At 61.1% G+C, this 13,572-nt stretch carries 15 protein-coding genes; 7 read left to right on the top strand and 8 right to left on the bottom strand.

The window, feature by feature from the left end; all coding sequences use genetic code 11:
• Position 1 precedes the first annotated feature (1 nt).
• A complete protein-coding gene (locus D3P04_RS21230) occupies positions 2-1,066 on the top strand; it encodes a FecCD family ABC transporter permease (protein ID WP_408634414.1) in 1,065 nt (354 codons plus the stop codon).
• Positions 1,063-1,863, top strand: a complete 801-nt coding sequence (locus D3P04_RS21225; RefSeq protein WP_119751879.1) for a heme ABC transporter ATP-binding protein — start codon at positions 1,063-1,065, stop codon at positions 1,861-1,863. Before D3P04_RS21230 ends, D3P04_RS21225 begins: the two co-directional genes overlap by 4 nt.
• Before the next feature lie 259 nt (positions 1,864-2,122).
• On the opposite strand, the gene D3P04_RS21220 is transcribed toward D3P04_RS21225, so the two are convergent.
• The 5 genes from D3P04_RS21220 to D3P04_RS21200 all read right to left on the bottom strand — a co-directional run bounded on the left by D3P04_RS21220 (position 2,123) and on the right by D3P04_RS21200 (position 6,527).
• Positions 2,123-2,725: a queuosine precursor transporter gene (locus D3P04_RS21220; protein WP_119751878.1), complete on the bottom strand. Its 603-nt coding sequence runs from the start codon at positions 2,723-2,725 to the stop codon at positions 2,123-2,125.
• A 97-nt stretch (positions 2,726-2,822) separates the two neighbouring features.
• Positions 2,823-3,677, bottom strand: a complete 855-nt coding sequence (locus D3P04_RS21215) for an esterase-like activity of phytase family protein (RefSeq protein ID WP_232845115.1) — start codon at positions 3,675-3,677, stop codon at positions 2,823-2,825.
• Positions 3,678-3,691: 14 nt separating this feature from the next.
• Positions 3,692-4,555 carry a penicillin-insensitive murein endopeptidase gene (gene mepA / locus D3P04_RS21210; RefSeq protein ID WP_119751876.1) on the bottom strand — a complete coding sequence of 288 codons (864 nt, stop codon included), beginning with the start codon at positions 4,553-4,555 and terminating at the stop codon, positions 3,692-3,694.
• On the bottom strand, positions 4,552-5,922 hold the full coding sequence (locus tag D3P04_RS21205) for an MFS transporter (protein ID WP_119751875.1): 1,371 nt from the start codon (positions 5,920-5,922) through the stop codon (positions 4,552-4,554). The genes mepA and D3P04_RS21205 overlap by 4 nt, the downstream gene beginning before the upstream one ends.
• 44 nt (positions 5,923-5,966) lie before the next feature.
• A complete protein-coding gene (locus D3P04_RS21200; protein WP_119751874.1) occupies positions 5,967-6,527 on the bottom strand; it encodes a thioesterase family protein in 561 nt (186 codons plus the stop codon).
• A 134-nt stretch (positions 6,528-6,661) separates the two neighbouring features.
• Between D3P04_RS21200 and D3P04_RS21195 the strand changes: the two genes are divergently transcribed.
• From D3P04_RS21195 to D3P04_RS21185, 3 genes are all read left to right on the top strand, one after another.
• Positions 6,662-6,955: a YggT family protein gene (locus tag D3P04_RS21195; protein WP_119751933.1), complete on the top strand. Its 294-nt coding sequence runs from the start codon at positions 6,662-6,664 to the stop codon at positions 6,953-6,955.
• On the top strand, positions 6,955-8,988 hold the full coding sequence (gene recQ / locus D3P04_RS21190) for a DNA helicase RecQ (protein ID WP_119751873.1): 2,034 nt from the start codon (positions 6,955-6,957) through the stop codon (positions 8,986-8,988). The genes D3P04_RS21195 and recQ overlap by 1 nt, the downstream gene beginning before the upstream one ends.
• 175 nt (positions 8,989-9,163) lie before the next feature.
• Complete coding sequence (locus D3P04_RS21185; protein WP_119751872.1) at positions 9,164-9,829, top strand: L,D-transpeptidase; 666 nt, start codon at positions 9,164-9,166, stop codon at positions 9,827-9,829.
• 117 nt (positions 9,830-9,946) lie between these two features.
• On the opposite strand, the gene D3P04_RS21180 is transcribed toward D3P04_RS21185, so the two are convergent.
• The 3 genes from D3P04_RS21180 to D3P04_RS21170 form a co-directional block, all read right to left on the bottom strand.
• A complete protein-coding gene (locus D3P04_RS21180; protein ID WP_119751871.1) occupies positions 9,947-10,249 on the bottom strand; it encodes a hypothetical protein in 303 nt (100 codons plus the stop codon).
• Between the two features lie 196 nt (positions 10,250-10,445).
• On the bottom strand, positions 10,446-11,168 hold the full coding sequence (locus tag D3P04_RS21175) for an esterase/lipase family protein (RefSeq protein ID WP_119751870.1): 723 nt from the start codon (positions 11,166-11,168) through the stop codon (positions 10,446-10,448).
• 4 nt (positions 11,169-11,172) lie between these two features.
• Positions 11,173-11,631: a DUF302 domain-containing protein gene (locus D3P04_RS21170; protein ID WP_119751932.1), complete on the bottom strand. Its 459-nt coding sequence runs from the start codon at positions 11,629-11,631 to the stop codon at positions 11,173-11,175.
• A gap of 75 nt (positions 11,632-11,706) precedes the next feature.
• On the opposite strand from D3P04_RS21170, the gene msrP reads away from it, so the two are divergent.
• On the top strand, positions 11,707-12,603 hold the full coding sequence (gene msrP / locus D3P04_RS21165; RefSeq protein WP_119751931.1) for a protein-methionine-sulfoxide reductase catalytic subunit MsrP: 897 nt from the start codon (positions 11,707-11,709) through the stop codon (positions 12,601-12,603).
• Positions 12,603-13,235 (top strand): protein-methionine-sulfoxide reductase heme-binding subunit MsrQ, encoded by a 633-nt coding sequence (locus tag D3P04_RS21160; protein WP_119751869.1) that lies wholly within the window; start codon positions 12,603-12,605, stop codon positions 13,233-13,235. The genes msrP and D3P04_RS21160 overlap by 1 nt, the downstream gene beginning before the upstream one ends.
• The last annotated feature ends 337 nt before the right edge of the window (positions 13,236-13,572 follow it).

Here is a 13,572-nt window from a genome sequence, read left to right as displayed (position 1 = left end):
CATGCTTGAGGCGACACGGGTCAGGCTGGCCGGTGATCGCAGCCATATCGGGCGGCGTCTTGCAGCCCTGCTGTTCCTGTTGCTGGTCGTCATGTCGTTATTGTCGCTGGGGCATGGCGCGTCTGGCGTTTCGGCCACGCAGATGTTGCTGGACTGGCTGGCCGGGCGCGAACCGGCACAGGTTGACCGGATCATCATGTACAGCATTCGCCTGCCGCGACTGTTGACCGGTTTGCTGGTGGGCGCGGCCTTGGCGGTGTCCGGGGCGATGATGCAGGGGCTGTTCCGCAACCCGCTGGCCGATCCGGGATTGCTGGGGGTCAGTGCCGGCGCGTCGCTTGGCGCGATATCGGCCATCGTGCTGGGCGGCGCTCTGCCGCCGGCCATTGCCGTCCTGACCGGCTGGCATCTTGTGCCCATCGCCGCCTTCGCCGGAAGCTGGGTGGCGATGTTCACGCTTTACGGTATCGCAACCCGGCAGGGGCGCACTTCGGTCGCGACGATGCTTCTTGCCGGGATTGCCATGTCGGCAATGATCGCCGCCCTCAGCGGGCTGATCATCTATCGCGCCGACGATCAGCAACTGCGCGACCTTACATTCTGGAGCCTTGGCTCGCTTGCCGGGGCAAGCTGGACCAAGATCGCCGTCGCCGGGCCTGTCATCGCGCTTGCCCTGGCATTGTCGCCGCTTCTGGCAAGAGGGCTGAACGGGCTTGCGCTGGGCGAGGCGGCAGCGGCGCATGTCGGATTGCATGTGCAGCGGGTCAAGACCGCCGCCATCCTGATCACCGCCGCCGCGACCGGCGCATCGGTTGCGATTGCCGGGGCGATCGGTTTCGTGGGCATCGTCGTGCCGCATCTGCTGCGCCTGATCTCGGGGCCGGATCATCGATGGCTGCTGGTCAACAGCGCGCTTCTGGGCGCATCGACGCTGCTGGCGGCGGATATGGTCAGCCGGACCATCGTTGCGCCTGCCGAACTGCCTATCGGGATCATCACCGCCTTGATTGGCGGTCCGTTCTTCCTCTGGGTGCTGCTGTCCAACCGCCGGGTTCTGGACGCATGAGCCTGATCGCGCGGGATATTCGGCTGAAACTGGGCCGCAGCCAGATCCTGCACGGGCTTGACCTGACCGCGCAGGCGGGCAGGCTGACGGCGATCATCGGGCCGAACGGTTCGGGCAAGACCTCGTTACTGCGGGCGTTGACGCGGGAATATCTGCCCGATTCCGGCAGCATTACCCTGAATGGCCGTGATATCGCCGGATTGCGGCCAGAGGTGCTGGCCACGACCCGGGCGGTCCTGCCACAGCATACGGTGCTGAGCTTTCCCTTTACCGCGGCGGAAATCATTCGCATCGGGCTGACCGCGCAGGTGGATTCCGGGCGTGACCGGCTGATCGAGGCGGCATTGGCGAAGGTCGGCCTGCCGGGTTACGGAGGGCGGCTTTATCAGGAATTGTCGGGCGGAGAGCAACAACGAGTACAGCTTGCCCGGGTTCTGGTGCAGGTCTGGCACCCGGTCGGGCGCGGCGGCCCATGCTGGCTGTTTCTGGATGAACCCGTCAGCAGTCTGGATATCGCCCATCAGATCAGCGTCATGGAACTTGCTGCGGATTACGCCCGGCAGGGCGGTGGAGTCGTTGCGGTGATGCACGATCTGAACCTGACCGCGATGTTTGCCGATCATGTCCTGCTGATGCGGGATGGCCGCTCTTTGGCCGAGGGCCCGCCCGCCGAAGTGCTGACGGATAACCTGCTTTCAACCGCTTACGGCTGCCGGTTGCGGGTGAATCATACGCCGCCGGGCGGTGTCTGGATATTGCCGCAAGCCGTCGCTGTGGGGATGGCCGAACGCGTATGAGATCGCCGCCGGTATAAATCCGGAAAAATGGAACGGGCCGCCCAGATCAGACGGCCCGCGAGTTCCACGGAGATGGTCCGGTTAGGGATGGAAATCCGCCCGGTCCCAATCAGGGTTTACGACCCGAAGGATTGCCTTTAGGCCACGGCCCCCCTGACTGTTCCGCCACCGTTCTCCAATATCACTCTCGACACTGGACCACCTCCTTTCAATAAGTTGCCGTTACTTAGAAGGGTGCCACAGATATCGAATCTGTCAATCAGTTTTCTTGGTAAACACGCAAGAAATTGCGGATGATGATACGGAACGGTACTAGGGCAAGTATTGCCAGCCCGATTTTCATCAGCCAGTCTGCCATTCCCAGCGAAACCCAAAGCGGCAAGACCGCCCCGGTGCCAAGCAGCGGCACCATTTCGTTCGCCCAGCCGGTATTGCCATCGGCGGGCAGGGTGGCTGCGAAGGCGATGAAGAAGAACAGCGAGGTATCGACCGCCGATCCGACGAGGGTGGAGCCAAGCGGGGCCACCCACCAGCGGCGGTTGCGCAGCGCATCGAATACCGCGACATCCAGCATTTGCGCGCAAAGAAAGGCCGAGCCCGATCCGATGGCGATGCGCAGTGTCGTCTTGTCCAGCCCGGCGGCGATCAGGGAACAGATCACACCGACCGCAAAACCGGCCAGAACGACGCGCCTCGCGGCGGCGGCGCCATAGACCCGATTCATCACATCGGTCACCAAAAAGGCGAAAGGATAGGAAAGCGCGCCCCATGTCAGCCAGTTTCCGATCGGAAACTGCACGAGGATATTCGAGGCCACGACGATGGCGGCCATGGCAAGGATGCCGGGCAGAAAGCGGTTCATTATGAATTTCCGTTTTACAAGGTAGCGGAACAACTCGGCCCGGTGACAGGGCAGAGGGCGCATACGCCTGGTCCGTGCCGCTGTCAACGGAAAAGGATCATTCCCGCAGCCGGTACTCGACCAGTTCGGTGCGCTGGACGAACAGGAAATTGTCGTCCGAGATCATCGTCAGCCGGATCCCCTGACCGTCATGCCAGACCGACAGACCTTCGAGATTGTCATATTGCAAGGCGCTGGTTTCCAACAGCCTCTGCTCTTCCGTGACGCCCGTATCGTCAAAGCGGAAACGGCTGACGCGGGAAGAGAAACCAAGCACCCCCTGAAAGCTGCGTTCCAGCAGATAGAACCAGCCATCCGGTCCGAAATCCGATCCGACCGGCAGCCAGCGTCCTTCGCGCCGGATGGTGAAGGGCTGATCCCATTCTCCGTCCTTGAAACGCAGGACCGGGAATGGCCGATCCGGTCCGGTCGATCTTTCGGGTATGGTGAACAATGCACCGTCCGCGTCGATTGCAAGGGATTCGAGGCCCGCGTTGGAATTACCTTCGGGCATTGCCGGCGGGCGGGGAAGAGGCTGTCCGGGGGCGTCGGGATTGGTATGCAGAACCACACGGTTCAGCCCCTCGAAGCTGACCCATATCTGCCCCTCGTCGTCGATGGCCAGCCCTTCGCTGTCACCCAGATAGCCACCGGCGAGGGGCTCGCCGTCGCTGCCTTTCAGATGCGCGCGTCCCGAGATGCTCATATGCCTGATCCGGCCCGCGACGTCACGCTCGATATTGCCCCAGAACAGGTTTGTACGGTCCGAGAGAACATGGAAACGACGGCCGTCCTCGGTGATTTCGATTCCGGAAAATCCTCCGAAGCGGGGATCGTTGTCATCCCAGACATATGTGCCGATATAGTCCAGAGTCACGGCCGACGCGGAACCGCCGGCCGTGATGAATGCCATGGTAAGAGCCGCGATCAGGGTGCGGCGGCGACAGTCTGGCATTGGCTGGGCATCTCGCTCATCCTGTAGCTGCGGGGATGGCGATAGTTCGGATCGGGAGGAACGGGTTTCACCCTGCTTGGATCAATCCGGTTCCTGATCCATTCCCGAGCTTCTTCGCAGCCATCGCCCGAAGGCGGCGGATCCTGAGTGCGGCAGATCGAGCCCTTGGGGCAGGTCAGCCGGACATGGAAGTGATAATCGTGACCGTTCAGCGGACGGACCTTGCGCAGCCAGCTGCGGTTGCCGGTCTCCATCTGACACATCGCGACCTTGGCGACGGGATCGGTGAAAATCCGTTCGACACGGGGATCACGTGCCGCCGCGCGCATGATCGCCATATGGCCGGGGTTCCAGTATTGCGACAATTGCGTGCCGCCGCCTGCAACCACGGAAACCGAAGAGATGCTTTCCCGTTGCGAGGGTGTCAGGCTCAGCGATTGGGGCGGCAACATCCAGATATCGGCATCAAGGCCCATCTGGTGGCTGGCATGGCCGGACACCATTGGCCCGCCGCGCGGCTGACTCATATCGCCGATATACAGCCCGCGCCAACCGGCCTGTTGCGCCGCCTGCGACAGCCCGACCAGAAAGCTGACCAGCTCGGGGTGGCCCCAGTTGCGGTTGCGTGACAGGCGCATGGCCTGCCAGCTTGGCCCGGTTTCGGGCAATTGCTGAAAACCCTGGCCGCAGCCCTGGGAATAATAGCCGATCGAGACCGCCGCGCCTTGCGATGCGCTTCGGAACTGGCCGAACACATCCTTGGCCAGCGGATCGGCCATGGCGGGCAAGGCAAGCCCGACAATCAGGGCTGCCGTGGTGATGATTTTGCGGATCACTGCTGTCCCTCTCCTTCCGGTTTGACCCAGAGTAGCAGAACAAGCGCCAGAAGAAATATCAAGATCACGGGAGAGATGCCGATACGCTGATTTCCGGACATGTCGGTCACCAATGCGATCAGGAACGGGGCAAGGAACGCGGTGGCCTTGCCGGACAGGGCATAAAGCCCGAAACCCTCGGTCGCGCGTTCGGGCGTGGTGTGGCGGACCATCATCGTGCGGCTGGCGGCCTGCAATGCGCCTCCGGCCCCGCCGATCAGAGCGCCGCAGGCAAAGAAGATCAGGTCCGGCGGATACAGGCTGCCAAGGACCGGCGTTGTCGGCAGGGATATGCCCAACAGCGTTTCGCGGTCCATCCCGACAATGGTGACGCAAACCGCGATCAGCACCAATGTACAGGCGATGATGACCGGTTTCGGACCAAAGCGGCTGTCGGCCATGCCGCCCAGCCAACTGATGATGGCGGCGGATATCGCGCTGACCACGCCGAAAATGCCCGCCAGAAAGACCGGCCAGCCCAGGACCGTGCCTGCGTAGATGCCTCCGAACCCGTATAGAGCGTTCAGGGCGTCCCGCGACAGCATCGACGAGGCCAGCCAGCTTGCAAGGCTGCGCCGGTGGCGCAGGCTGCGGATCAGGGCCCACAGATCCCGCAAGGCTGCGCCGATCCTGACCGGGCGACGGGGGCCGCGCGGTTCCCTGACCCACAGGAAGAACGGCATCATGAACAGGATGAACCAGATCGCGGTGAACGGTCCGACAAAGCGCGTGCCTTCGCGCTGCGCTGGATCAAGACCGAAGAGCGGTTCCAGTCCGGCCAGCGTCTTGCCGCTGGGCGTTTCGGCGAACAGCGCCAGCATCAGGGCCAGCGCGACTACGCCGCCGAGATAACCGAAAGCAAAGCCAGTGCCGGACAGCCTGCCGATTTCATCGCGCGGGGCAAGGCCGGGCAGCATGGCGTTGGTGAAGATGGTGGCAAATTCAAGCCCGATCATGCCGATGCTGAACAGCGCCACCGCCTGAAGCAGCGGCGGGTGCTGAGGCGTCAGATACCACAGCCCGGCAGCTCCGGTGACATAGAAGGCCGAGAACAGCCAGATCCATGGCATTTTCCTGCCGGATGTATCCGCGACCGCGCCAAGGACCGGCGCGAATACCGCGATGACAGCACCTGCCGCCGCGAGGCCGTAGCCCCAGAGCGCCTGCGCATTCGCGCCCGCAATCGCTGCATCGTCCCCGAGCCGGATGAAATGCGTCTTGGCGACCTCGGCGAAATAGATCGAGAAGATGAAGGTGACCAGCAGCGTATGATAGGGCTGGCTTGCCCAGTCGAAAAACCACCAGCCCCAGATGCGCTTGCGGCTCATGTCATATCCTTCATCCGGTTCGCGCATATAAGGCCCGAGCCGGGTCAGGCTGGCAAGGGTTGTTTTACCTCTGCTGGAAGCTCCGGGGGCCAGGGACGGGCCGCGTCCGCCTGAATCCATGCTGCGACCCATTCGGGCAGCGGCGGGCTTTCGGCTTCATGGCCAAGTGCTTCCATGACCTTGGCCGGCGGCACCATGCCATCAGCAGAGGTGACCGCCGAGCGGATCAGCACCTGATTGCAGCAATGGCCGCCGCGCCAGATGGTCTGGTCCATATAGATGAACCGATGATCCCAGCCGATCATGCGCGACACCATGGTGAAACGGTCGAACACGCGGACGCGGCGGCGGTAGCGGGTCGAGTTTCCCGCGATCGTGATTCCCCAGTGCTTCTCTTTCAGCAATTTTATCAACCCGCAGCGCATCGCCATCGGAATCCGGCCCAGATCGTAAAGCGTCAGCGTCCGGCCATTGTTCAACTCGATCCATGGATCGAGATCCCAGGGCCAGCAGATATGGGTCGAAACATGCGCGTCAGTCGGACTGAGAAGCGGCTGGTTACGAAATTTCAACATTTCCTTGGCAAATCTGATCCACGGATACATTGGCCGTCCTTTTTCCGGTTCGGAACAGGGGTGGCCGGAAGTCACGCGGACGTCAAGGTGAACGCTGCGGCATTCGGGTTGCATACGGCGATTCGCAAGGTCATACAGGACGCAATCGCTACGAAGAGGAAATGATGGGAACGCTGCATTACGCCTTGATGACGATCCTTAATCTGCTGTGGTTCATCATGATCGTCCATATCATCATGTCGTGGCTGATCAATTTTCAGGTGCTGAATCTGCGGCAGCCGCTGGTCGCATCGATCTGGGACGGGTTGTCCCGGCTGCTTGAGCCGATCTATCGCCCGATCCGGAATATGTTGCCAAATACCGGGGGGCTGGATCTTGCGCCTCTGGTGGTGTTCGTCATCATCCTCATTCTTCAGCAGGCCCTGGCGAATAATGCGGGCTTCTTCTACGGCATGTGATGCCAACGGCGCTTTTACGGCAAATCTGGGGCTTTGACGGCTTCCGCCCCGGCCAGCAAGAGATTGTCGAGGCGGTTTCCGATGGCCGGGATGTGCTGGCGATCATGCCCACGGGGGGCGGCAAATCCCTGTGCTATCAACTGCCTGCCGTGATGCGCGGCGGCGTGACGGTGGTGATTTCACCGCTGATTGCCCTGATGCGGGATCAGGTGCGGGCGCTGCGCGAGGCCGGGGTGGCGGCGGGGGCGCTGACCAGCGGGAATACACAGGACGAAACCGATGCGGTATTCGAGGCATTGGCGCAGGGCGGGCTGAAAATCCTTTATATGGCGCCCGAGCGGCTGGCCTCTGGCGGGACGGTGAATCTGCTGCGCCGCGCGGGCGTGACCGCGATTGCCGTGGATGAGGCGCATTGCGTCAGCCAGTGGGGTCATGATTTCCGCCCCGATTACCTGCGCATCGGAGAGTTGAAGCGCAGCCTTGACGTGCCGCTGGGCGCATTTACCGCGACCGCCGATGCCGAGACCCGGGCCGAGATCGTCAGCCGTCTGTTCGATGGAAGGCAGCCCGTCACCTTTCTGCGCGGTTTCGACCGCCCCAATATCCGGCTGGCGTTTCAGCCCAAGGACAGCCCACGCAAGCAGGTTCTGGCCTTCGTTGCCGCCCGGCGCGGGCAATCGGGTATCGTCTATTGCGCCAGCCGCGCGCGGACCGAGACGCTTGCCGCTGCCCTTGCCGAAGCCGGTCACAGCGCCGTGGCCTATCATGGCGGGATGGAGGCGGAGGCGCGGCGTGAGGTCGAGGGGCGGTTTCAACGCGAGGACGGCCTGATCGTGGTCGCGACGGTGGCCTTTGGCATGGGAATCGACAAGCCGGATATCCGCTGGGTTCTGCATGCCGATCTGCCGAAAAGCATCGAGTCCTATTATCAGGAGATCGGGCGGGCGGGCCGCGATGGCGATCCGGCGGAGACACTGACGCTATACGGCCCTGACGACATCCGGTTCCGCCGCATGCAGGTGGATGAAGGGCTGGCCGAGGCGGCGCGCAAGGGCGCGGATCATACGCGGCTGAATGCCCTGCTGGGACTGGCCGAGGCGACGGGGTGCCGTCGGAAACGTCTGCTGACCTATTTCGGTGAGGAAACCGGGGATTGCGGCAATTGTGACCTGTGCGAGAACCCGCCGAAACTGTTCGACGGCACGCAATCGGTGCGCAAGGCCCTGTCGGCGATCGTGCGGACCGGCGAATGGTTCGGGGCCGGGCATCTGATCGATATCCTGACCGGCAACACGACCGACAAGATCCGCGCCCGGGGCCATGACCAACTGCCGACTTTCGGCGTTGGCCGCGATCACAGCCGGGGGCAGTGGCAGGCGATTTTCCGGCAGATGATGGGGCTGGATCTCTGCCGGCCCGATCCTGCACGTCACGGCGCGCTGCATCTGACCGATGCCGCCCATCCGGTGTTGCGTGGCGAAACAGGCGTGACATTGCGCCATGACACGACGCTGCGGGCCAAATCCGCCAATGTCATCCGCACCCAGGTTGCGGAAGAGGATGAACCGCTTTTGTCCGCCCTCAAGGCCAGGCGGCGGGCATTGGCAGAGGCGGCGCGGGTGCCCGCCTATGTCATTTTCCCCGACCGCACCCTGATCGAGATGGCCGAGCGCCGCCCCGGCAATCTGGATGAGATGGCGCAGGTGAACGGGGTGGGCGCCAGGAAGCTGGAAAGTTACGGGCGCGAATTCTTGTCGGTGATCGCCGGAGATCAGCCCCGGATACATCCCCATCGCCGCGCTTTGGCGGGGCGGCCTGCCGGCGCATTGTTCGACCGTCTGCTGGAGGCGCAGAACCGGCTGATGCGCGGAGAGGACGGGACAGCGAAGCCCTTGTCATGCTCGACCGCGCAGATTCGCAGGATCGCCGAGCAGCAACCGACCGATCCGGCCGCGCTTGGCCGTCATCTGGACGACGCAAGGCTGGAACGCTTCGGTGCGGCGTTTCTGGAAGAGATCACCGGGGCCGGTTAGGGACGCGGATGCTGTTTGCGCCGGGGCGATCCAGATGAGGCGGGCCTGACGCTGCCCGGTCTCACATTTAGTTTTAATGCCATGAATTTGCAGCATGATATGGTGAAAGCGCCACGAAACCCATGCTTGGGAATTTACCGAAGCTGACAATTCCCGGGGTAAGAAAGGATCGTTCATGCTGGCACGACGCCATTTTATTGTAACCGCGGCGGCGCTTTTTTCGGCGCCTGTTTCCGCCCCTTTGTACGCGAGTGAATGGCCAGATGAGGCACAAAAGGCGGCTTGGGACGCAGAGGTAACGCCGCCATTCTTCGACCTGAGGACCTCGAATCCCTGGGATCTCAATCAGCGGTTTCTTCCGGTTCTGGTGGAAGCGAATGACGGGCTGGTGCCCGGCGATATCCATGTGGATGCGGTGGCCCGGTACCTTTATCATATCAAGGATAATGGTCTGGCCATGCGTTACGGCGTGGCCATCGGCAGGGGCGGTCTGTACGAGCCGGGAACCTACACGATCCGGCGCAAGGTCCGGTGGCCGCACTGGACGCCGACGCAAAGCATGATCGAGCGCGAGCCGGAGATTTATGCGGAATTCGCGGACGGAATGGAGCCGGGGCCATTGAATGCGCTTGGGTCACGCGCCCTGTATCTCTATGTCGGTGATCGCGATACCTATCTTCGGATACATGGCACGCCATATCCGCGCTCTATCGGTACGCGGGCCAGTTCGGGCTGCGTGCGCATGGTCATGCCGCATATCAATGAGCTTTACGATCAGGTCGAACTGGAGGCGACGGCGGTTCTCTACCCGGCCGAGGAGTCGCTCGGCGCCGTCAGCTGACATTCCAGGCGACCCGGCAGGTTTCCGACGAAACCTGCCGAATTCGCTTTGGCATCGGGAATTCGGCTATCTTGCGAGCAGGGCAGCTATTGTCCGAAGGAATGAAATCCGCCGCGCCTATGTCGCATAGCCCGGCGTTGTCTCTCCTGCTCCGGCCTCGCCGCAGATGCGCTTTCCATCGACGGTCAGAAGCGGCAGCAATGTCGTTTCCACCGGCCCATGATACTCGTACCAATAGCGTCCGTCCGGTTGCAGGCGCGCGGAATACACGTTCTGGTTCGGCGCCGCCAATTGAATTACGGTTTGGGGCAGGCCCTCGTCATCAGAGGGGCCTTTCGCTTTGCCGGTCACGCCGAGCGGAGCGGCGCAGGCACCGAGCAGTTGCAGCATGACGATTGTGACTGAAAATTGTTTTCTCATTACAGAACTCTCATTTTGGTCGTGTTGAATATCCATCGCGGATTTTTCAGGCGACGACAAAACGCCGGGTCTGATCGGCGAATGGCGGTTTACACGGTTATCAGCCTCCCATTTACCACTGGATACCGAAGATATGCCATCCGGAAATGCTCTGGTGGAGCGGATTGGCAATTTCAGAAACCTGCCCCGGCACGGATCATTTGCCGAAAACCATTCTGACGGCTTCCGCGGTCGTCAGATCGTGGTCGAATTGTCCGTTGCGCAGGAAAAGCAGCGTCTGCGCGATCACAACCGGATTGTTCATCATGAATGTGTGGGTGGCATGCAGAGTGATATGATCGCTCATCCCGTTCAGCTTCGTGCTTTCGACAGACACCTTGCCGTCATTCGGGCCGTTGAAGCTGGTCGACAGGATCGGATTCAGCGTCCTGTCTCCGGCGATGATGCCCAGTTCGAAACCAGCGGCAGGCAGGCGGTTCGGCACGCTGTCCGGCTCTGTGCCAAGTTGCTGACCTGCGGGGCCGTTCAGATATTCGTAGATCGCAAGATCGCCGAAAGTATCGGTGACCTCGGACCCCCGGTTGGGCGGAGCCAGCATGACGGTTCTGCCCAGATCGGCGGGCCGATGATCGCGCAGCCATCCCCGCAGCAATATCCCGCCCATGGAATGGGTGACGAAGTTGATCGGTGTGCTGTCGCATTCGGCAACCGCGTCGCCGACATAGGCAAGCAGATCCTCTATCGGTTTGTCGGTGGACGGATATGACTTGCTGACGACCTGATAGGATTCACGTTCAAGCACATGCTCCATCACCGCCAGAGACCCGTCGGTCCGTGCGAGACCGTGTAGCAGGACGACGCATTCACCGGCCATGACCTGCGCCGGCAACAGCAGAAAAAGGAACAGCAGCCTGAGCATGGAGCTATTCCAGCATCAATGCATCCGCAAGAATCCCGTCCAGCATCTCCTGCGCGGGCGCCGCCGAGCCGCCATAGGAGGGATGGCCCACGGTGATCCTGCCCGGTGCGTCCGGTGTTTCGTACAGAAAGATGGAATAGGGGCAGAACTGGATATTCGCCGGATCGGCCTCCATCATCTGTCGCGAAACCGTGGCCGAGCAGAAGGTGAAGATCTCGGCATTCGTGTAGATATCCTTGGATCCGCCGACATCCTCCTTGGTGCGGGCCAGCATATCGCCCACATGGCTGCGGTTTTCGATGACCAGCCCTGCATTGATGATCGCATTCTCGACGCTGAAGGCGATATCGTCGAATTCACCATCGACCTGATGCGTGACGGGAGGGATCACCGGAATGTCATCGGCACTGGCTGTAACGCCCAGCCCCGCGCAGCCGAAAAGTAAAGCGATTGTGAAACGCATCTTGGCCTCCATCGTCATGACTGTGCGATGATGGGTCAGCCCGCCCCGGCGGGCAAGATATATCGGAGAGTGGATATGAAACTTAACTGGTCTGACGTTACTCCCAAGGCCGATTGGTTGAACCGGCGCAATTTCATCGCGGCAGGCGCGGCGCTGGCCGCATCTCCGGCAGTGGCCCTGACGGGTAAGCCGTCTTCGTTCTCGACCGACGAAAAACCGAACAGTCTGGAAGAGATCACCAATTACAACAATTTCTACGAATTCGGCACCGGGAAAGAGGATCCTGTCAGATATGCGGCGGCCATGACCACCGATCCCTGGTCGGTGCAGATCGACGGGCTGGCCGAACGTCCTGGCAGCTACGGGGTCGAAGACCTCGCCCCGGATAATGCCCTGGAAGAGCGGATTTACCGTCTGCGCTGCGTCGAGGCGTGGTCGATGGTCATTCCGTGGATCGGTGTGCCCCTGTCGTCGGTTCTGAACAAGGCCGGTGTTCAGTCCTCGGCCAAGTATGTCGCTTTCGAGACGCTGAACCGCCCCGAAGAGATGCGGGGTCAAAGCTATCCGATCCTGGACTGGCCCTATCGCGAGGGGCTGCGTCTGGATGAGGCGATGCACCCGTTGGCGATTCTTGCGACGGGGCTGTATTCCGATCCGCTGCCCAATCAGAACGGCGCGCCGATCCGGCTGGTCGTGCCGTGGAAATACGGGTTCAAATCGATCAAGTCGATCGTCAGGATCACCCTGACGGACAAGCAGCCTGTCTGTACCTGGCAGAAGATGCAGGCTTCGGAATACGGCTTTTACGCCAATGTGAATCCCGAGGTCGATCATCCCCGCTGGTCCCAGGCGACCGAGCGTCGGATCGGTGGCGGACTGTTCGGCGGGCGGCAGGAAACGCTGAAGTTCAACGGCTATGGCGAACAGGTTGCCTCGCTTTATGCCGGGATGGATCTGGCGAAGAACTACTGATGAAACGACGATTCAACGATCTTTTGCGCCGATTGCCTGTCTGGGCGGTATGGCTGGCCGGGCTGTTGCCGCTGGCCTTGCTGATCTTTGATACCTTTGCCGGGAATCTTGGAATCGATCCAGTGCGGGATATCGAGTGGCGGCTTGGGAAGACGGCGTTCTATTTCCTGATCGGCGGGCTGGCGGTGACGCCGTTGCTGCGGATTACGGGGATAAGCCTGATGAAGTTCCGCCGTGCCATCGGATTGCTGTGTTTCACCTATGCTGTCCTGCATGTGTCAAGCTGGATCAGCATGGAGATGGGATTCCTCTGGTCCCAGATGGCGAAGGATGTGGTCAAGCGGCCCTATCTGATCTTCGGGATGCTGTCGTTGCTGATTCTGATTCCACTTGCCGTCACCTCGAACAATCTTTCGATTCGCAGAATGGGGGGGCAGTCGTGGCGGAACCTGCACAAGCTTGTCTATCTTGCTGGCCCGCTTGTTGCGCTGCACTGGATATGGGCGCTGAAAGTGTTCCCGGTCACGCCGGGATTCTGGCTGCTGGTGATTCTGCTGTTGCTGGGCGCGCGTCTTGCGATTCGGCGGCCATTGGGGCGAGGTAGAGCAAAAGGATTAAAAATTACCAATTAATATCAATATATTAAAAATTTATCGGAAGAATCGTGACATTTTTTGAAAATATCCTCTTGCGCCCCCCGGCGAGTCTCCGTAGATACCCCTTCACCGGACGGCGGAGACGCGGTTCGGGACGGTGATCCCGCCCAGAGCGGTTGGGTTGCCAGGACGAATTCAGGAGATCAGGCGGCTGGGTAAAGCGCTAAGAGATTGGCGCTCCGGTTGTTTTGTTTCCTTTGCTTTTTGACATTTGTGGTTATTAACTGAAGAGATATGCGGGCGGTTTGGCTTTTAGTCGACGGATCTTTGCATATCGGCCTATTAGCTTTCGGGCGATGATATAGGTGTCAGC

The organism is Paracoccus onubensis, assembly GCF_003591515.1.
GTDB classification, from domain to species: domain Bacteria; phylum Pseudomonadota; class Alphaproteobacteria; order Rhodobacterales; family Rhodobacteraceae; genus Paracoccus; species Paracoccus onubensis.
The sequence above is the reverse complement of the archived record's forward strand: the minus strand, read 5'-3'. Positions and strand labels throughout refer to the sequence as shown.